The sequence below is a fragment of the Acetilactobacillus jinshanensis genome (assembly GCF_004359375.1).
Taxonomy (GTDB): domain Bacteria; phylum Bacillota; class Bacilli; order Lactobacillales; family Lactobacillaceae; genus Acetilactobacillus; species Acetilactobacillus jinshanensis.
Map to the genome: position 1 here is coordinate 1,148,106 of NZ_CP034726.1, position 18,634 is coordinate 1,166,739.

At 37.3% G+C, this 18,634-nt stretch carries 24 protein-coding genes; 7 read left to right on the plus strand and 17 right to left on the minus strand.

The window, feature by feature from the left end; genetic code table 11:
• Positions 1-43: 43 nt before the first annotated feature.
• From ELX58_RS05345 to ELX58_RS05365, 6 genes are all read right to left on the minus strand, one after another.
• The gene (locus ELX58_RS05345; RefSeq protein WP_133442123.1) at positions 44-1,450 is read right to left on the minus strand and encodes an MDR family MFS transporter; all 1,407 of its coding nucleotides are present in this window, start codon (positions 1,448-1,450) and stop codon (positions 44-46) included.
• Between the two features lie 50 nt (positions 1,451-1,500).
• The gene (locus ELX58_RS05350; RefSeq protein WP_162614663.1) at positions 1,501-1,950 is read right to left on the minus strand and encodes a MarR family winged helix-turn-helix transcriptional regulator; all 450 of its coding nucleotides are present in this window, start codon (positions 1,948-1,950) and stop codon (positions 1,501-1,503) included.
• Positions 1,951-2,006: 56 nt separating this feature from the next.
• On the minus strand, positions 2,007-2,183 hold the full coding sequence (locus tag ELX58_RS07945; RefSeq protein WP_162614664.1) for a multidrug efflux MFS transporter: 177 nt from the start codon (positions 2,181-2,183) through the stop codon (positions 2,007-2,009).
• Between the two features lie 27 nt (positions 2,184-2,210).
• Positions 2,211-2,966 carry an MFS transporter gene (locus ELX58_RS05355; RefSeq protein WP_133442125.1) on the minus strand — a complete coding sequence of 252 codons (756 nt, stop codon included), beginning with the start codon at positions 2,964-2,966 and terminating at the stop codon, positions 2,211-2,213.
• A 33-nt stretch (positions 2,967-2,999) separates the two neighbouring features.
• The gene (locus tag ELX58_RS05360) at positions 3,000-3,206 is read right to left on the minus strand and encodes a hypothetical protein (RefSeq protein ID WP_133442126.1); all 207 of its coding nucleotides are present in this window, start codon (positions 3,204-3,206) and stop codon (positions 3,000-3,002) included.
• A 79-nt stretch (positions 3,207-3,285) separates the two neighbouring features.
• Positions 3,286-3,750: a Fur family transcriptional regulator gene (locus ELX58_RS05365; RefSeq protein ID WP_133442127.1), complete on the minus strand. Its 465-nt coding sequence runs from the start codon at positions 3,748-3,750 to the stop codon at positions 3,286-3,288.
• A 206-nt stretch (positions 3,751-3,956) separates the two neighbouring features.
• On the opposite strand from ELX58_RS05365, the gene ELX58_RS07950 reads away from it, so the two are divergent.
• The 3 genes from ELX58_RS07950 to yjeM (ELX58_RS05375) all read left to right on the plus strand — a co-directional run bounded on the left by ELX58_RS07950 (position 3,957) and on the right by yjeM (ELX58_RS05375) (position 6,302).
• Complete coding sequence (locus ELX58_RS07950) at positions 3,957-4,103, plus strand: hypothetical protein (protein WP_162614665.1); 147 nt, start codon at positions 3,957-3,959, stop codon at positions 4,101-4,103.
• Between the two features lie 236 nt (positions 4,104-4,339).
• Positions 4,340-4,717, plus strand: coding sequence for a hypothetical protein (locus tag ELX58_RS05370; protein ID WP_133442128.1), 378 nt, complete (start codon positions 4,340-4,342; stop codon positions 4,715-4,717).
• Between the two features lie 49 nt (positions 4,718-4,766).
• Complete coding sequence (yjeM, locus tag ELX58_RS05375; protein ID WP_133442129.1) at positions 4,767-6,302, plus strand: glutamate/gamma-aminobutyrate family transporter YjeM; 1,536 nt, start codon at positions 4,767-4,769, stop codon at positions 6,300-6,302.
• Positions 6,303-6,381: 79 nt separating this feature from the next.
• Here the strand turns inward: yjeM (ELX58_RS05375) and ELX58_RS05380 are convergent, their stop codons facing one another.
• Both ELX58_RS05380 and ELX58_RS05385 read right to left on the minus strand, forming a co-directional pair.
• The gene (locus tag ELX58_RS05380; protein ID WP_133442130.1) at positions 6,382-7,149 is read right to left on the minus strand and encodes a sulfite exporter TauE/SafE family protein; all 768 of its coding nucleotides are present in this window, start codon (positions 7,147-7,149) and stop codon (positions 6,382-6,384) included.
• Between the two features lie 176 nt (positions 7,150-7,325).
• The gene (locus ELX58_RS05385) at positions 7,326-8,105 is read right to left on the minus strand and encodes a transporter substrate-binding domain-containing protein (RefSeq protein WP_133442131.1); all 780 of its coding nucleotides are present in this window, start codon (positions 8,103-8,105) and stop codon (positions 7,326-7,328) included.
• A 488-nt stretch (positions 8,106-8,593) separates the two neighbouring features.
• Here ELX58_RS05385 and ELX58_RS05390 point away from each other — a divergent pair, with 488 nt between their 5' ends.
• Positions 8,594-8,779: a hypothetical protein gene (locus tag ELX58_RS05390; protein ID WP_133442132.1), complete on the plus strand. Its 186-nt coding sequence runs from the start codon at positions 8,594-8,596 to the stop codon at positions 8,777-8,779.
• Between the two features lie 209 nt (positions 8,780-8,988).
• On the plus strand, positions 8,989-10,485 hold the full coding sequence (gene yjeM / locus ELX58_RS05395; protein WP_133442133.1) for a glutamate/gamma-aminobutyrate family transporter YjeM: 1,497 nt from the start codon (positions 8,989-8,991) through the stop codon (positions 10,483-10,485).
• Positions 10,486-11,161: 676 nt separating this feature from the next.
• Here yjeM (ELX58_RS05395) and ELX58_RS05400 read toward each other — a convergent pair.
• Positions 11,162-11,641 (minus strand): universal stress protein, encoded by a 480-nt coding sequence (locus ELX58_RS05400; protein ID WP_133442134.1) that lies wholly within the window; start codon positions 11,639-11,641, stop codon positions 11,162-11,164.
• Positions 11,642-11,834: 193 nt separating this feature from the next.
• Here ELX58_RS05400 and ELX58_RS05405 point away from each other — a divergent pair, with 193 nt between their 5' ends.
• Positions 11,835-12,212: a hypothetical protein gene (locus ELX58_RS05405; RefSeq protein ID WP_133442135.1), complete on the plus strand. Its 378-nt coding sequence runs from the start codon at positions 11,835-11,837 to the stop codon at positions 12,210-12,212.
• Here ELX58_RS05405 and ELX58_RS05410 read toward each other — a convergent pair whose 3' ends face one another.
• The 6 genes from ELX58_RS05410 to ELX58_RS05435 all read right to left on the minus strand — a co-directional run bounded on the left by ELX58_RS05410 (position 12,213) and on the right by ELX58_RS05435 (position 15,672).
• A complete protein-coding gene (locus tag ELX58_RS05410; RefSeq protein WP_133442136.1) occupies positions 12,213-12,494 on the minus strand; it encodes a hypothetical protein in 282 nt (93 codons plus the stop codon).
• 107 nt (positions 12,495-12,601) lie between these two features.
• Positions 12,602-13,150: an NADPH-dependent FMN reductase gene (locus ELX58_RS05415; protein ID WP_133442137.1), complete on the minus strand. Its 549-nt coding sequence runs from the start codon at positions 13,148-13,150 to the stop codon at positions 12,602-12,604.
• Positions 13,151-13,601: 451 nt separating this feature from the next.
• On the minus strand, positions 13,602-14,168 hold the full coding sequence (locus tag ELX58_RS05420) for an NAD(P)H-dependent oxidoreductase (RefSeq protein ID WP_133442138.1): 567 nt from the start codon (positions 14,166-14,168) through the stop codon (positions 13,602-13,604).
• Positions 14,169-14,261: 93 nt separating this feature from the next.
• Positions 14,262-14,633 carry a hypothetical protein gene (locus tag ELX58_RS05425; RefSeq protein WP_133442139.1) on the minus strand — a complete coding sequence of 124 codons (372 nt, stop codon included), beginning with the start codon at positions 14,631-14,633 and terminating at the stop codon, positions 14,262-14,264.
• Positions 14,634-14,651: 18 nt separating this feature from the next.
• The gene (locus ELX58_RS05430) at positions 14,652-14,969 is read right to left on the minus strand and encodes a heavy metal-binding domain-containing protein (RefSeq protein WP_133442140.1); all 318 of its coding nucleotides are present in this window, start codon (positions 14,967-14,969) and stop codon (positions 14,652-14,654) included.
• A gap of 394 nt (positions 14,970-15,363) precedes the next feature.
• Positions 15,364-15,672 carry a hypothetical protein gene (locus ELX58_RS05435; RefSeq protein WP_133442141.1) on the minus strand — a complete coding sequence of 103 codons (309 nt, stop codon included), beginning with the start codon at positions 15,670-15,672 and terminating at the stop codon, positions 15,364-15,366.
• Positions 15,673-15,903: 231 nt separating this feature from the next.
• On the opposite strand from ELX58_RS05435, the gene ELX58_RS08115 reads away from it, so the two are divergent.
• Positions 15,904-16,509 carry a helix-turn-helix domain-containing protein gene (locus ELX58_RS08115; protein WP_162614666.1) on the plus strand — a complete coding sequence of 202 codons (606 nt, stop codon included), beginning with the start codon at positions 15,904-15,906 and terminating at the stop codon, positions 16,507-16,509.
• Between the two features lie 341 nt (positions 16,510-16,850).
• Here the strand turns inward: ELX58_RS08115 and ELX58_RS05445 are convergent, their stop codons facing one another.
• Together ELX58_RS05445 and ELX58_RS05450 are read right to left on the minus strand one after the other, a co-directional pair.
• Complete coding sequence (locus tag ELX58_RS05445) at positions 16,851-17,714, minus strand: ABC transporter permease (protein ID WP_133442143.1); 864 nt, start codon at positions 17,712-17,714, stop codon at positions 16,851-16,853.
• Entirely contained in the window at positions 17,714-18,604 is an 891-nt protein-coding gene (locus ELX58_RS05450) for an ABC transporter ATP-binding protein (protein WP_133442144.1), read from the minus strand. The genes ELX58_RS05445 and ELX58_RS05450 overlap by 1 nt, the downstream gene beginning before the upstream one ends.
• Positions 18,605-18,634 lie beyond the last annotated feature (30 nt).

The window sequence follows — 18,634 nt, forward strand, 5'->3', positions numbered from 1 at the left end:
CGGTAAGGACTCTTACTAACTTGTTGTGATAAAAGGAAGCTATCTATTTAGTGGCTTTCTGGACCTTCTTCGGTAACCAGAATGATAATACTAAACCGATTATAGCAACGATCGTCATCATCATGAATGCCCAGTGGTAGCCGACAACCAGTGAACTCATTTTGCCAAGGTTATGATTGAAGTTCATCCCTAGGGTAACCATCGTAATTGATAAAGCGGTCCCTAATGAACTACCAATCTGTCTAACGGTAGACGATGCGGCATTCCCATGAGCTTTTAATCTAGGATTCAATGCATTAATTCCTGCAGTAAAGTCGTTCATCGTGATAAACGTAATCCCGACTAAACGTAAGGCATACAAGGACATGATCCAGATAATGTTGGTTTCAGTTCCAAACGTTAACATTGGAACCGTACCTAACGTTAGCAATACGAAACCGATTACTGATACTTTACGAGCACCGATTTTATCGAAAATTACACCTGCAACTGGATTAAAAATCCCTGTTAATACGGCACCTGGAATTAAGATTAATCCAGTATCTAAAGCTGATAAGCCACGAACGTTCTGTAGGTATAACGGGATGATTAATTCAATCCCTAACATTGCAAAGTTACTCAAGGTGCTTAAGATCGTTGAAAGATTAAAGATCCCGTTTTTGAAGACCTTCATGCTGACAACGGGTTTCGTTAAGTGATTCTGACGAATGCAGAATAGAGCGATGAAGATAATTCCTACGATAAAGGTAATGGTTTCAACTAAGTCAATTCGACCAGAATTACCAATTGCTGAGAAAGCATATAACAGGCCACCAAAACCAATCGTTGACCAGAGTAATGATAAGAAATCTAACTTAGAACGATGAACCTTGTTTAAAGTTCTGGAATAGCTAAATGAAATTAAAAAGACGATCCCTGATAATACACTTAAAACCAAGAATAAGATTCGCCAGTTAAAGAATTTCAGTAAGAGTCCAGCAATTGATGGACCCGTAGCTGGAGCAAAGGCAATTACCAAACCGGTAATTCCTAAACCTAAGCCACGTTTTTCGGGTGGGAATAATGCCAAGACAATGTTTTGAATAAATGGCATTAAAGCACCGGCGGCGATCGCTTCAATAATTCGCCCTACTAATAGGATTGCAAAGTTGGGTGCAATAAAGCAGACGAACGAACCAAACGTAAAGATCGCTAGCATCCCTTTGTAACTATCTTTTGTTTTAAAATTATTGAAGACCCAAGCGGATAACGGGATCATCAGTCCCATCACTAATTGATAAGCGGTACTTAACCATTGTGCCGTTGCTTGGCTGACCTGAAGTGATTTCATAATGGTCGTTAATCCATTGTTTAAAAAAGTTTCGGCTAATAAAGCCACGAATGCTCCTGATAGAACGATTTCCATCAAGATTTTCTGGCTATAAGTTTCACCGTTGATATCTTTTGACATAGTCTACCTCCAAACATATAGTATGCTACATTTTATTTTAAAAATTAATTTTATTCTTCAAAATTTTTGATTAACTGTGTTAATAAATCTTCTAAATTATGAACTGAAGATTTATCCATGTGATTAGTAATGATTTGATTCATCTGCTGATAATCATGATTAATTGCTGGGAGATGTGATTTAATTAACTGATTACCGTTATTAGAAATCATTAGTTGGACCTGCCGATGATCCGTTGGTAACGGTCCAGAAACAATCAAATGCTTCTTCAGTATCAATTTAATGATGTGACGGACCGTAGGATGACGAAGGTGTAAATAATCAGTAATTTCGCGCTGGGTTACGATTTTATCACGATGATAATACAGATAGATTAGGATCGTAAACTGGACACCCGTCAGTGTCGGTAGAATTTTATGAATTGAATTGTTGAAATATTTACTTAAAACAACGTGGGCTATATAGATTAAATAACCAATATTATTGTTTTGAATTGGCACCACCCTCTCGACAATTAATAAGTGTAGCATACTATGTTTATTATTCAAGTCCCAAATTAATCATTATTTAATTCCAGGACTCGCCACTTTAGCAAAACGTAGTTAACTAAAAGAATGATCCCGGCAAAATAAAAGGCACCATTGTAATTAAAGAGATTGGTAATAAAGCCACCTAACAAGGCAACCATGCTACTTCCCATCGCTTGAGCACCCATGTTTAGACTAAACGCCATCCCGGTGTTTTTAGCAGACGTCTCTTTTTATAATAACGTATCAATTGACGGAAATACGATCGCGTCACCGATTCCGTTAATGGCTCGAGCGCACCCTAGCATCCAGACACCCACGGCTAAACCTTGCGGGATATAACAGCAACCGGATAAGATCAGACCGATCATTAACAGTTTACCCGTTCCGTATTTATCGCCTAATTTGCCACAAAGCGGCGACATCGTCATGTCAAAGATGCCAGGAATTGCGGTAACGACCCCAGAAACGATCGCAATAGGACCGTGGTTATGCATGAGCTGCTTAATATATAACGTAATGATTGGGTAAACAACGTTGATTCCAATCTGAACCAAGACGGTGGTTATCAATATCCAACCAATTAGGCGCTTGTTGTTAAAACTCTGCATAAAATTCCAGCGAAATTTTGTTTTATGAACGGCTTTCGGTTTAAAGTCTTCTTTAACAAAGATCAAAGCAATGATAAAGAAAAGGAACAGCAGTAATCCCGTGATGAAGAACGTATCACGAATTGAAAAATAATGGTCTAAAAGGCCACCAACTAACGGGCCCACTAAATCACCACTGGTAAAACCAATTGAAAAGACGCTCAAGATATACTGAGCATGTTTCTTGGGAACTTCAGTTCCAATTAAGGCCGTGGAATTAGGGATGACACCACCAAAAAAGCCCTGGAGACCACGTAAAAAGATAAAGGCCCAGGCACTATGAATCATCCCCATTAACGCAATCGTTACTGCGGAACCCAACGAAGTTTGCAGAATCATCCATTTACGGCCGTGCTGATCAGCAAAATGGCCTCAGAAGGAAGCCGTTAACATGACAACCAAGGATGTAATCGAATAGACAATTCCACTCAGGATGGATAACTGACCCTTGGTATAAGATCCAAGTTGATTAACGTATAAACTCATAAACGGAAAGAATTCACCAAAGGCAACGCTGGTAATAAACGTCCCCGGTAATAATACATATAAATTCCGTTTCCACGTTGGTAAATGACTCAATGGTATTCCCTCTAAATTTAGCAAATAAAAAGGCCATGATTATGGTCATGACCTAAATAAATTATATCGCAAATGTTAATTAATTTTTCTTGCTTAATTCTTTTTTACATTTCGAGCATAATCCAAAGATCTCAACTTTACTCTCAGCAAAATCGAAATCAGCTTGATCCTTAGCCAATTTCTTTAAACGTTCGTTTAACTCTGGGTAGTTTTTATCAAAGATATCAAAGATTTTTCCGCATCGTTTACAAATGGCATGAAAGTGAGGTTTGCCGAAGTAATCAAATCGAACTCGATTATCCTTACCAGGAAGAGAAATCGTCAGGCCCAATTTATTGAAAAGGTCCAGAGAATTATAGAGCGTTGCGACACTCATGTTGGACATTTGTTGGCTGAGAGCTTTATGAATCTGATCGATACTTGGATGCGTATGATTACAGATTAAATATCTGAGCAGTAACTGACGCTGCGGAGTAATCCGAATGTGGTGCCCCTTTAAGACCTTTAGAGAATGTTGATAAGCTTTAATTTCTTTTGGTGTCATCTCTTCGACCTCCTTTATCGATATTATTACTTGATAATTATATCACATACTATGTTACACTACTTTAGAATAATTATAAAGACAAATTAATTATTAATAGATATTTAATTAAAATTATTGCATTTTACAAATTATTACTATATTATAACGATTGTAAAGAAGAAATGAGTTGAATGTAATAATTAGTAAAGAAAGGTTGAGTTGTTATGACTTTATCAGCATTAGCATTTTTAATCATCTTAATTACGTTACCCGTTAATTACGCATTCGTTAAAGCAATCAGTTTCTGCTACGACTTTAAAGATGCTCGTGAAAATAATCGCTTAAATTCAATGAAAGCTAGAAAGGCTTGAGTTATTATTAATAATCCGAACAAGTTTCCATTATGATCTCCGTTATATAAATTAGATTAATTTATATAACGGAGATTTTTCTGTCTCACTAGAAGTGAAGTAAAGACTGGCGCGGTCCCAATTTAGCTTACTGTTAAGAAACATAATTACAATTAATTCGAAATATATTACCCTTTTTAATACTATCCTTAAATCTCTTGACTTATAATTATTAATAAATCAGGAGATGATGTTATATGTCTGAATTACACCATAAGTTGAAGATTTTTAATGATTATCTACATAAAGATTTCCAGCTAGCCGCTAAGAATGCAAACGGAAATAAAGACATAGTCCAATTAGCAGTTCGAACGCTATCCGTTTCACTTAGTGACCGTAAAAAAGCGAAATGTCTGTACCCATTAATGCGCAAGGTCAGTCATTTTTATCTTAATTCCAAGCATGGCTATAACTTGTACGTTGCGGTATTGGTCAGCCGTCACCGATGCCTGAATAAAGAAGATTACATTGACCTCAGAAACGTTCTTGAAGATCAGGATTTACCACGTGACGTTAATATCGCTAAATCATCTGACCCAATTTCAGAACCATCGTTATTATCAAGAATTTTTTAGTTTAGAGATTATTTAGTAGATAAATGCTTTATTTGAGGAAGATTAAATTATGTCGAATCAGAAAGACAAGCGAATTTCATGCTGGAGCCTAGTTCTGATTATTATTGCGACTGAATTCGGTTTCAGTAACATTATTACTGGTTATAACCAGATGAGTTATGCCAGCATTATTTGGTACATTATTACCGCGATTATTTACCTATTTCCATTGGCCATGATTTTTGCCGAATATAGTGGATCATTAAGAAAAGATCATGGTGGATTTTACAGTTGGTTAATCAATTCCATCGGTGAACGAGGTGCCTTTATCGGGACCTTCGTCTGGATTGGTTTAATTCTAATCAACTTGTTACAAAACGTTTCTGGCTTAGGAATTAACATTTCTGGTTTAATCCTGGGCCGTGATACTTCGCAAAGCTGGCACTTTGGTCCCTTTGATGGGAACGAAATTGAAGCCCTGATGGGAATCGTTTTAATCATTTTAACGACCTACTTCGCTACCAAGGGCTTCCATAAGGTTGCCGTTACCGCCACGATCGGTGGGATCATCTCACTTAGTGTGATCGCTATTTTCATTATTGCTTCCGTTATTATCTTTATTTCTAACCATGGGGCCTTTTCACAGCCAATCCACGGTGCTTCATCATTTATTCATTCACCGAATCCGCAATTCCAGTCACCATTAGCCATCGTATCGTTCATTATTTACGCAATGTTTGCATACAGTGGCTTAGAAGCATCCAGTGGTTTCATTGATAAATTAAGAAGCCCACGTAAAGATTATCCCCGCGCTATGATGTGGGTCGCCGGCATTATGATGGTACTCTATGCCGTTGGTATGTTCGTCTGTGGTATGGGTACCAACTGGAAGAAAGTCTTAGGCGTTAAAGGCGTTAACCTTTATAACAATGGTTTCGCAATGTTCAACCACTTAGGTGTTGGCATGGCCCAAGCCTTTGGCTTATCACCATCCGTTGGTGCTTCATTAGGTCAGAACCTAGTTCGAATCCTTTCAATCGGTTCTTTAATTCCACTGTTAAGTCTATTGACCGTTGGAATTTACTCACCAGTTAAAGGTTTGATTGCCGGATCATCAAAAGACCTCTGGCCAAACAAAGTTGCCCACTTTAATAAACACGGGATGCCAGCATGCGCAATGTGGATTGAATGTGGCATCATCGTAGTTGCTCTGTTATTCGTATCCATTTCTGGTCATAATGGTCAGCAGTTCTACCAGATCATCGTTGATATGGGTAACGTTGGTGCCGTCGTTCCTTACTTCTTTATCGTCTTTGGTTTCGTCCACTTCAAGAAGCGTCACGATCTTGAAAGACCTATCGTATTCTTCCACAGTATGCGTTCTGTTTATACCATCGTTACCATTCTATTTGTTGCCATGACGATCGCCGTTGTATTCAACGTCATCATGCCAATTATGCAAGGTCAGTACTCTACCGCATTCTGGACGGTCGCCGGTCCATTACTCTTCTTGGTTCTTTCAACCGTAATGTATCATTACGGGATTTACCATCGTGCTAGAAGAATGATTGCCGACAACGTTCACTATGAATCCCAAAATCATTAAATAAGCTGTCACTCCATCATTAAAAAAATGGCGCTTGATTATAAATAATCAAGCGTCATTTTATTTTGGAAATTTTGAATTAATAAGTTGTGTAGAAGAAGTAAGCACTTAAGCCTAAAGCTAGGATTCCAACGGTCAACTTCATCACTTTTTCGGGAACGTAACGGACGATTACCGGTCCAATGTAACCACCGATCATCATCCCAATCCCTAGTGGTAACGCGATGCTCCAGTAAACCGTCGTCTTTAAAGTAAAGATCACGATACTGATTACGTTAGCCGATAATGCGGCAACGTTACGAATGGCATTATAAACTGGGAATGGTTCCGTTGAAATAAATGCTAAGATTCCTAATGCTAAGACACCTGCACCGGCTGAAAAGTAACTTGAGTAAGCACCGTAGATTAAGAACGTAATGGTAAGTGCAATTACCATGCCTTTTTTACTGTGAATTAACTTCTTTTGGCCAGCCTTTTTACTCTTGGGCCATAAGATCAAAAGTGCACTAACTAAAATGAACCACGGCACGGCAAATTCAAAATCTTTCTTAGGTGCAGCTAATAAAGCATAAACACCACCGATACCACCAATTAACGTCAAAATTAATGCATTGATGGTTTCCTTAACGTGGCCTTTTAATTCAGGTAAAGACGAAAAAATCGATCCAAAACCGGAGAAGATCATTGATGACGTGTTAGTAACGTTCGCGGTTACCGGAGGAATTCCACCCAAGTAAAGCAATGCGGGATACGTAACTAACGAGGCCATCCCAACTGAGCTGGAAACAATTCCGCCCAGGATACCAATCGGCAACATAATTAAATATTGCCACAACGCGAAATGCATAAAATTATTCCTTTCGTATTTTTATATTTGTGTTCAATACTTCTAATTCTAAAATAAAATGAACATGAAAAGCAATGGTTTATGAAAACGCTTTAAACTTTTTATGTTCAACGACCTGTGGCAACAAAAAACACCTGACGATCGATCAGGTGTTTAAAGCAATATCTTATTATTAATCACATTTGCTGCTTCTTAACGGTAATGTTCGTATGGAAGTACTTTTCGGATAAGCGCCTCAAAGTTCCGTTCTTACGTAACTTAGCTAAGACTTTATTGACCTTCTTCTGTAAAGCCGGGTCATGCTTGTTAAAAAGAACCGAAATCTTAGCGGGTGCCTGAGTTGATTCTGGAATTGGGTAGGCTTTGATCTTACTGGTGTTATTGCTCTTAGCGTAAGCTTTCCAAGCCTGAACGGAATCAATGGTCCCTTGGACACGGCCTTCCTTAACGGCTAGCATGATTTCGGCAAAACTAGTGGCTGGTTTAGTATGAGCACCCCATTTACGGGCTACAAACTGGTTATCGGTACCGACACCTTCCATAAACGTCTTGCCTTTAAGTTGATGAACATTATTAATTGGGTACTTCTTATTGACCATCAGCATGTACGGTGAATAAGCGTACGGTTTCGAGAAATTAAACGATTTAGCTCGTTCTGGAGTATACGTAATATTATCAATCACACCATCAAACTTATGGCTCCCTAAGCCAGCAATTAAGCCGCTCCACTTCGTGGTTTTAACGTTCGTCTTTAACTTTAACTGTTTAGAAATCGCATGACTTAGATCAACATCAAAGCCTTTAACGTGACCGCCAGTACTTCGGTAGGAATACGGCGGCAGCATGGCTTCCATCCCGATCGTTAAATGATGGGGATGAACTAATTCAGAACTCGCTGTACTTTGAGCGCCACAAGCTGTTAAAATAGCACCCGTGCCGAATACACCTAAAAGCACTAAAGCTACTTTCCTAACTTTCTAAAGAACTTCATTTCATACAGATCCCCTTTTAATCTGAATTTTGAAGTTCAAAGCAACGAAAAAAACGTCGTGGATTAATGATGATCGTTAACACTAATTCACGACGCTTTTTGTTTATTAAAACCTAATTTTCAAATAATTAACGATAATTATTTGTTGCGCAAATGGTCATGATTAGCATTAACATTAGCCAAACAACAACAGCACATATTAAGACTAATCATAACTTATTCACTACCTTTTTAATTAATCGTTACTTCAAACTTCACTTTTAATATTATCACTATCTTTTAGTAAGTCAAATTTAATAAAATTCAATTATGTTAGCACTCATTCTTGCTAGTGATAAATATTAGTGTATTATAGATTATGGAAGCGATGCCAAAGCTTCTATAATCGTAATTATGGCTATGGTTCACAATATTTCTAATATCTCATTTTGAATCTTGCAGGAGGCGTGCATTATGAATATTTTTATGAAGAATCGTTGGCCAGGTTACCTGCCAAAAGTAAATTCAGTTTGGCAACGGATTAACACGGCTAAACTGAATAAGGAACTAAATTCTGATGTTCACATGACGGGAACCGAAATGGCCAACTTGACGATCTTAGCAATATTAATAATCTGCACCCTTCTTTTCTGGATCTAATCTTATTTCAATCTAAATCAAAAGCATCCGTAATTAATAATTTACGAATGCTTTTTTGACTGTCAATTTTGTCCTCAATTGTGTCTATTTCCCCGTTTCGGTCAAATCCCTTTGGATCCACATTCGGCTTATCTATTATTAATTTTGGGCGTTCAACTGAATTACGTTTCTTGTAAATTGTGTGGGTTATTGAGGAGATTTGATGACCAATGGATAAAGGAAAAAAGATTTCATTAACCGCGTTAGTCCTAATGATTCTGTCCACGACGTTTGGCTTTAGTAACGCCCCAATCGCTTATGAACAGATGGGCTACGCGAGTATTATTTGGTACATTGTTGGTGCGTTGGCGTTCTTTCTACCGTCGTCGTTAATGTTTGCTGAATACGGCTCAGCATTAAAGACTAAGTCCGGTGGGTATTATAACTGGATTGAAGCCGGGATCGGTTCTCGCTGGGCCTTTATTGGTACGTTTATGTGGCTATCGACTTGGGTGATTTCGCTAATTCAAGCGGTGCCGAACCTTTGGGTATCAGCATCTGCCGGAATCTTCGGCCGTGATACTACTCAGCACTGGCATTTCATCGGTAATCTTACCAGTACACAGTGCCTAGGGATCATGTCACTGGCTTTTGTATTTGTTACGACGTTTATTGCTATTAAGGGCCTGGATAAGATTACCTGGGCTACGACAATCGGTGGTGTGTTAGTAATTATTCTACCCATCGTCTTTTGCTTACTCTCAATTCTATTAATTATTTTAAATCATGGTCAGTTGGCCCAGCCAATTTCGGGTGTCAAAAGCTTTTTATTCTCACCGAATCCGCAGTTTAAATCAACGGCTTCAATCATGTCATTCGTAGTTTACGCGATCTTTTCATATGCTGGTGTCGAAGCCGTCAGCGGTGTTATTAACCACTTAAAGAATCCCGGTAAAAACTTCCCACGTGGCGTTCTGATCTCGGTCGTGTTTACCGTTCTGCTGTACATGATCTGTATCATCCTTTGCGGAGCTGTCGTTAATTGGAAATCTGTAATGGGTAAAAGCAGCGTCACGATCGGTAACGTTGCGTACGTTTTAATGTATAACCTAGGTTTAAGTCTTGGTGCCGCCCTAGGCTGGTCAACGTCATTGTCAGCAGCCGTTGGACATGGCTTAGTAATCTTTTCCGGGATCGCGACGGTGATCACCGGGATTGGTGGTTACATCGTCCTATTGTACTCACCACTTAAATCCTTCATGTTTGGCTCCAACACTAAGATTTGGCCGAAATGGATCCTGCATTTAAATAAACATGGGATGCCAAGCCGTGCCATGACGATTCAAGGTATTATCGTTTGTGCTGTCTTATTCTTCATCTCATTCGGTGGTAACAGCGCTAAGGAACTGTTTCAGATCTTAACTGATATGTCGAACGTTGCTTCAACGGCACAGTACATCCCAGTTATTCTAGCCTTTCCGTTCTTCAAGGAAGTTGCTCATCTTGATCGACCATACGTGGCTTTCCATAGTAAATTCTCGACCTGGTGCGCAACGATCGTTGTTCTGTTCGTGCTGGTCTTTGGGGTTATCTTCAGCTTCGTTCAGCCATTAATCTTACACGATTATGTAGATGAATTCTGGGCATTCGTTGGGCCCGTTGCCTTCATTGCGTTTGCCTGGATCTTTTATGACTGGCGAACCAGTACCAAGCGTTCCGTTGAATAGTTAACAAACATCTCCCAATCCAAAAATAACCTGACTTCATAAAGCCAGGTTATTTTTCATGTAGAAAAAACGCCTGATTTAATAACCAGACGTTTTTCAAGGAGAATCTAAGGTAATTTGATGCATATTGTTTAGGGTGGATATGTATCTTCATTTTTAAACTAGATCGCTATATAAAGGATGTCTAAAAGAATTAATAATGTAACTGAATACAATATGAACTCCAGGAAATGATCACATTTATCCATAAGATAATTACCTTTCAGATTACAGATAATAGAAACGCAATGCAAAACAGGCCAAACAATAAAATTGAGAAGATGATTAATCTCCAGATAAAATTATTACGATCCTTTCTAGCCGGGTCAGTCCTAATCATTTCATTACTAACCGCTCCCTTTCTATATCACCTATAAGATAACAAGATTGGTAACCCGAAAACCTTTTGATTATTTAGGTTAACTCTGGTTAATTCGTTATCTTTATCAGAAAAAATCATCCGCTAATCTTAAATTAACGGATGATTGGAACGGGGACGGTTTGTGCGTTTAACCATGGATATAAATTAATTACCAAAACAATTAAATAACTAAGAAATCTGGTCTTACGCAAGGAAGCACGTTTTTGGTATCACGCACATCCCCTCTATTTAACCTGAAGAGTGACTTTTATATAGCTAACGAACCACCATTACGGGAACGTTAGCGTATCGGGTTATGTATGCAGCTTGACTGCCTAAATGGTGCTTGGCACCTTTTTTAGCTCTGGAACCGACGACCAATAAATCGGGTTGAACTTCTGGGATGATGTCTTTGACAATTACTTCACTTGGGTTACCAGAATCAATGATTAATTTTACATGTCTGACACCCGCTTTTTCAGCGATCTTTTTGTAGCGCTTGAGGCGATCAATTAATTTTTCCTTTTTATTGTAAGCGTCGTATGAAGATAGCTTATCAAAAGTACTGTGAAAAGTGTCCCCATAATGCTTAATTTCCATGATTGAACACAGAATTAATTGGTAATAATCCACCCGGCGGACCTTATTAACGGCGTAACGGAACGCTAATTTAGAATCATCTGAGCCATCTAGGCAAACCATGACCTTTTGAAAGACAAATTTATTAAAGAGCTTACTTAAATTTAAACCGGTCATATGCACCAACCTCTCTACAAAAAAGCAGAATACTTCACTATCTTCATAGTATGGCGATGACAACTTGGTTATCTCATGATATTTAACCTAGACTCTGGCTAATTTACAGATGAAAAAATGACGTTAATTTCAAACGTCATTTCGATAAATTATTTAAATAAGATATAATGATTATTTAAAAGGATCGATATTAATGACTAAAAACGTAATTAAGCAATTAAATCAAATTAAGGCCAATGCATTTAATCATGACGAATCATTTGAAGGCCTTATTAATAGCATTATTAAAATCTGCCAGCCAGAATTTAACATTAAGAAATTCTACAATGAATTTGGCTTAATTACCTACCGGGATGCGTTAGATTTATTGAAGAACAATATTATCGCCGCAAAACGTCAGCATGACTTATCGGACGCTGAATATTTTAGGGAACAAAAAAGCTCTTTAAATTCTAGAGAGCCCTATTTCATGGAAACCATTCACGGCTGCCATATTGCGCCTACCGTTCATCCCGTTACGACGCAAGACATTGCAGACATGATCGAAATCATTAAGAATAAAATTAAATAATTATTTATGATTTAATTTATTTTCTAGACGATTCAGTAAACTTAAGTCATTACTATATTCGGTCGATAAGATTCGCCGGTGTTTCTTCAAACGCTTCATTTCTCGCTTCAGATGTTCAATCCGTGATTTAATTTGGTCCTTTGGATTAACATTAGCGACATTTGACGGTGGAGTTGGCTTCTTGACAGTTTTCGTATTGGCGTTGGCGGATCCGCCAGCTAATGACATAAATACTATTAATGATGCAATGACGGTTAATAATTTCTTAGTGAATTTATTCATATTATCCGGCCTTTCATGTCCAAGATACCAAATTATTTTATGGATAATCTTTTCATTAGTCAGCCGGATACTGTTAATTTTTAAGAAATATAACTATAAATCAAAGCTTATTCCAAAATATTCACAAAATTCATATGGAGTAATTTAATGTCATTAACATAAGGTTTTAGATCCTTATCGATATCGATAAAGCTACTTCCATTAAACATTCTTTGACTAATGGAGATTGATGGATTAACAGCCATTCGTTTCATCTTTAAGCAACTCATGACTAAGAGCATTGAAGCATACGACTGAGCACCACCGTGAAAGCCATAGGTAATGCAACTAACCGGCTTATTTTGCCATTCTTTGCCCAAGTAATCGATGGCGTTCTTCAAAACTGCAGGATAGCCCCAGTTGTACTGTGGGAATAAGAAGATAATCCCATCGTATGATTTAATCGTCTTGCTCCACTGAAGAGTATGCTGTTTATGATATTTACCGGTCATCGGCATTTCTTCTTCATCCAAGAATGGCAGATTAACTTTCTTTAGATCAATAATGTCATACTGAATGGATCCCTGGTTCAAAATGTTTTGTGCCCATTTAGCGATTTCTGGGCTAATTCTTGTTGGCCGGGTTGAACCTAAAATAATTGCAACGTGTTTAGTCATAATATCTATCTCCTTATCCTACAGATAGCTAATTAAACTAATAGCCATGTATTTCTACGTTAGCAATAACGTCACTAGCTTTCCACAATAAAGATCCAGAGTATCATGAATCTTCATGCGATTGATATTACCACGTTGCAACTCCTTTTATCACTAGGAAAATCGTTAATACTACTAATATCATTCCGTAAATAATCACGTGAGCAAGCCAGTGTTGACGAACTAACTTTAGGTAATCTACCACGTTATAATATCCGATCGTGTCACTTAAGAACCACAAGAACCACATTTCTACAACGGGTAGCCAAAGCAACACGACCGGAATTACGACTGGTAAATATATTTTGAACAAATATTTCCTTAATATAAAAGCAATTATAAATAAAAATAGTAAATAATATAAGAAAATTGCGTTCTTAGTTAAATCCTTATCAGTCATTCAATCATCGCTCTATAAATGCTTTAATTCAGATGAACACTTTCTCATAAAGGTAATCCTTCTTGAAAGCGTGTCCTTAGCAGAGTCCATACTCCCCATAATTAAGTGACGAGTTAACTTAATTCCACATGAACCTAAGATAAAGTGTTTCCAACGGGTGATTACACCGCCAAATAAGCTATAGAAGAACGTTGGTGCGTGACAGGTTAGAAACATTTCAGCGGTTCGCCCTTTCAATAACGGGATTGACTTTAAGCCCTCGAAATGATAAGCAAAGCCAGGTGTAAAAACTCGTTCAATCCATCCTTTTAAAATTGATGGTTCAGCAGACCACCAGACCGGGAAGAAGAACACTAAATGATCAGCCCATTTAATCAATTCTTGCATCTTATTCGGATAACTTTCGTCATCCATGTGCTGACGATAACCATATCTTAAAACAGGATCAAAATGATCAGTAGCTAAATCGACTAATTTAACGTCTTTCTGCATTTTCTTTGCGGTTTTGCAATAGTATAAGGCATTAGCGTGAGTATATGACTTTGCGTCTGGACTGCCTTGAATAACAAGAATTTTCATTATTTTATTATCCTTTGATGATTAGTTTTATTAAATGTAGTGTACCAAATTTTAGCCAAAATAAAAATCCACCAGAAAATCTGATGGATAATGTTAAGCATTAATTTGGTTAATCTTTAATTTTCGTTTAACGATCCTAATTAGCTTATTCATTTTCTTGTATGAATACGAATTTTTACCAATTGTACACCACGTAAAAATAGCAGTATTATTAACAATTAAACGATTCTGAATACCTTTTCGGCTGATTTGAATCTTATGCATATTTCTTAACGAATAATATCTTGATTTGCCATGATGAAGTGTTATCCGGAATAGTTTAGTGGGGCCTAGATTCACGGCAATTCCATCACCACCGAAGTATACGATTTTATACCGCATTAGTTCCTTAATAACAACTGATTTCTTATATAGATAAGGCCTTAGAGTACTCTTAGTTGGCATATAAAATGGTGCAAACGACATCTTGGATCACCAGGCCCTTTACTTATCCGTAAATTTGACGGCCGTGCCATATGCAATCACGGTTTCCATATCACGAGAAATGGAATCAGAGTCAAAACGCATCATAACGACCGCATCGGCGCCTAATTTCTGAGCATTACTCTTCATGCGGTTAAGAGCCCGATCACGTGATTTAGCAACGATTTTAGTATAAGCCCCAATCTCACCACCGATTAAATTCTTAAGGCTAGCACCTAAATTACTAACGACATTAGGTGACATCGTAACGATTCCCATGACGCCACCCAGAACTTTATACTGGTGGCCAGGTAAGTGTTCTGTAGTTGAAATGATCATTTAACGGACCTCCAAATTTCATGAATAATTGTAAATATAATGCCACTTGTGGAAGCAAAATGTCAATATGTTAAATAGAACCGGAATTTTATTCATACCTTATTTCCGTACAATAATGAACACGATTAATATTTAGACCTACGGGCACTACCTGAGTATTAACATTAATAATTTTATAATGATTTTGGCGTAGTTTGTCGATAAACTTATTTAAATCTAGCGAATAGTGATTAGTAAAAAATTCTTGACTATGATTTTTCTTAATCATCGAGAATCTGAAGCTGCTAATGCCTTCCAATTCGATAAGATGCCATTGACCATCCTTTGGATGTAATTGCTGAAAAATAGTGTCCATATTTTGCTTCTTTAACATAATATCATTTCCTTTAAATCTTTAATTACTTTTAAAATTCAATGAAAATACCTTATTACTACGATCATATGATTCACGGTTGATTTTGTTACCATGATAATGCTTGGCAAAAAGCACATCTTGTTCGACCGTAAGTTCTAATGCCTGTCCTTTATGAACTTTTGTATAATGTCTAGCAATGCATTTGTCATTACGTTTCACATTAGCATCAACAGTAATCCCACTTTTTACAGCACTTTTAGGAACGTGATAACAATTGGCATAAGGACTGGGAACAAATATCAAGCCTAAGATGGCAGTAACAGCAATCATACTTAAGATTTTATCCACCCATAGTCATCTCGATTGGCATTAAAGACACCTCCTCATAATTTTCAATTGTTAGTTTATTAAAGAATGTGTCTCATGCCAAGCTCTAATTCTTGGACATGCGTCATTTTGGCATGTCTCATTATCTTTCCCATCGATTTCCACCTATCACATCAACATTTCTAGAGATTGATTTAAGTGGCTATGATATAATGAATTTACTACATCATGATAGAAAGATTGATTATTCACATGAAATTAGCTAATAATCTAAAGATATATCGACAAAAGAAACACTATACCCAAACTAAATTAGCTAATAAATTACATGTTTCGAGGAAAACGATCTCAAACTGGGAAAACGGTCGAAGCCAACCTAGTTATCAGATGCTAGATAAATTAAGTAAAATTTATGGAGTATCAACGTCTAATCTTCTGAGTGGTAAATCGAACAAGATAAGTAAAGCTATTTTTATTTCTTATTTTTTAAACGTAATTTTATTAATTAGTTACTATCCAACAACTGTTTATGACTTAAGAATATTTAATTTTACCTTTTTATTTTTGTCCCTTAATTTAATATTCTTAATCATTAATTATAAGAGATGGTGTTATGTGATTACGAATAAACTTTCTTTATGCTTTATTTTATTTGTGTCACTTATTGATTTAATTTTGAATAGCTGGTTCTATTTAGCCCATAGTTTTGGTGCACGAGGCATCACTTATATGGCTATGTCCTATCAAGTTCTCACTACAGCAGGTGCTATATTTATTATTATGTTGCTAACTATCTCATTCTTCATTGCACTATTATTATCTAAATACATCAAACTTGCATTCATTAAACTTAAATGATGGTAAACTAAAATGCTCAACTTATTTAAAGTTGAGCGTGTTTTTGAATAAACATAAATTTCATCTAGATTTACTTATCTTATACTGGTGATAACCAACATCAATAATACTTAATAACAGAAAGAAACATATTCCACCGATTAGAGCGTCATTAATAAATAGATACCAATAATAGCTCCAATCTAAATAGCCTTTATTAAAATAATCTAAGCTACCCTTTACCAAGATACACACTACATATAATGGAATTACAAAACGTGATTCCATATCCAAAGTATCTTTTATCACTCTTTTAATAAAGTTCATTGATAAATATCATCTCTTTAGTTAAGAATCGTTAATTATCTAACTTTATATCTTCTATTAATCTTGGATAACGGAATCGCTAACAGGCCAAAAATAATACCAAAAGCAATAAAGGTCATGGTTAGCTTCGGCATGCTTAAGACACTACCCCACTTGATGTTGACTCCCATATAATTCTTAAAATGAGTGAGGACACTGGTCGGGATGTGCTTAAATGATTGGCTTAACTGAGATCCCATCAGAATCTTACGATAAATTGCGGCGTTATACGGTGCCGGAGTGCACTTAATAAACGTCTGGGCCGATTTAGGAATTAAACCGATCGGAATGTAAACGCAGACGAAGAAACCGGCTGCGGCACCGATGATGGTATTAATTAATCCCAACGATTCGACTTTATGGACAAAACTTAAAATTAAGATCCCGAAAGCGGTCCAAACTAAGCTACTGAGGATCATTACTCCGATAAGCTTAGGCGTTAAACCTAGATTAAAATGAATTTTATCAGCCCACTGAAAATAGATCTCCATGATGATAAATGATGCTAATTGCATTAACGTACCGATAATAACGGCACTTAATAAATAAGATGTCTGAATAGCCAGGTCCGATTGATCCGTCAGCATTAAATCATTGATCTGGTGCGACTGTCGATCGTTAATCATCTGACAGAGGGCGTTTAAAGTCGTGGTGATGGCGGTGATCGCCAGGACACCCGAGATGAGCCACAGATCCAATAATTTAGTGGCGTCGGGAACTTTAGTCCAGTCCGATTTAATGGTGCTTTGTAAAAAGATCAGATATAAAAAGAGGCCGATCAAAGCACCGAGCAACGAAAAGAAGATCCGGCCCTTATTTTTGAAGTACAATAATAGATTTCTCTGAACTAAGCTCCACATCACTGAACACCTTTCCCTGTCAAAGCGATAAAGATATCGTTCATATCACCTCTGCGGTAGTCAACATTGCTAACTAGATTTTTAATCCGATTTAGAAATTTAATCCCTGACTGTAACCCTGGAACTAAAATTTTAACGTGATTATGATTTACCTGATATTTCCAATCTGGATTTAATAACTTTATGATTTCGGGAATCTTTGACGATGTAACGCTTAATACATATCCTGCGTACTTATCACGTAAATTATTCATCGTATCGTGCGCGATAATCGAGCCCTTGTCAATCACGTAGGCGTAGTCGGCATGATCGGCTTCTTCTAAATAATGAGTTGTCAGCAGAATCGATAACTGACATTTCTCTCGCAACTGACGTAAGACGCGCCAAATGGCTAAACGGGTCTGAAGGTCCGGGCCCGTTGACGGTTCATCCAAAAATAATAATTCAGGCTTATTAATTAGGCTTCGGGTGATATCGACTCGCCGTCTCTGTCCTCCGGATAGCGTTCCGTACTTTTGATTTAGAAAACCTGTTAAGCCAAAAGACCGAATCAACATCTCCATAAAAGATGGATCCAGATGATGATACATTCTAAAACGTAATTTTAGGTTTTGCTTAACGGTTAGACTATCGTCCAACGCGTTATCCTGGAAAGTAATCCCGATGTGATGATCGTAATTACCATTTGATGGTGAAATCCCGTTTAAAGAGATTGAACCAGAGCTAGGCTTAGTTAAACCAGTCAGCATCCGCATCGTGGTGGATTTACCGGCACCGTTCGGCCCTAGGAAAGCTACGAGTTCGCCCCGGTTAATGTCCATATTAATGTGATTAACAGCTAATTTATTTTTGTAAGTAAACGTTAGGTCCCTGACTTTGAACAAGGCCATTGAATCATCCTTTCGATAATAATTAACGGT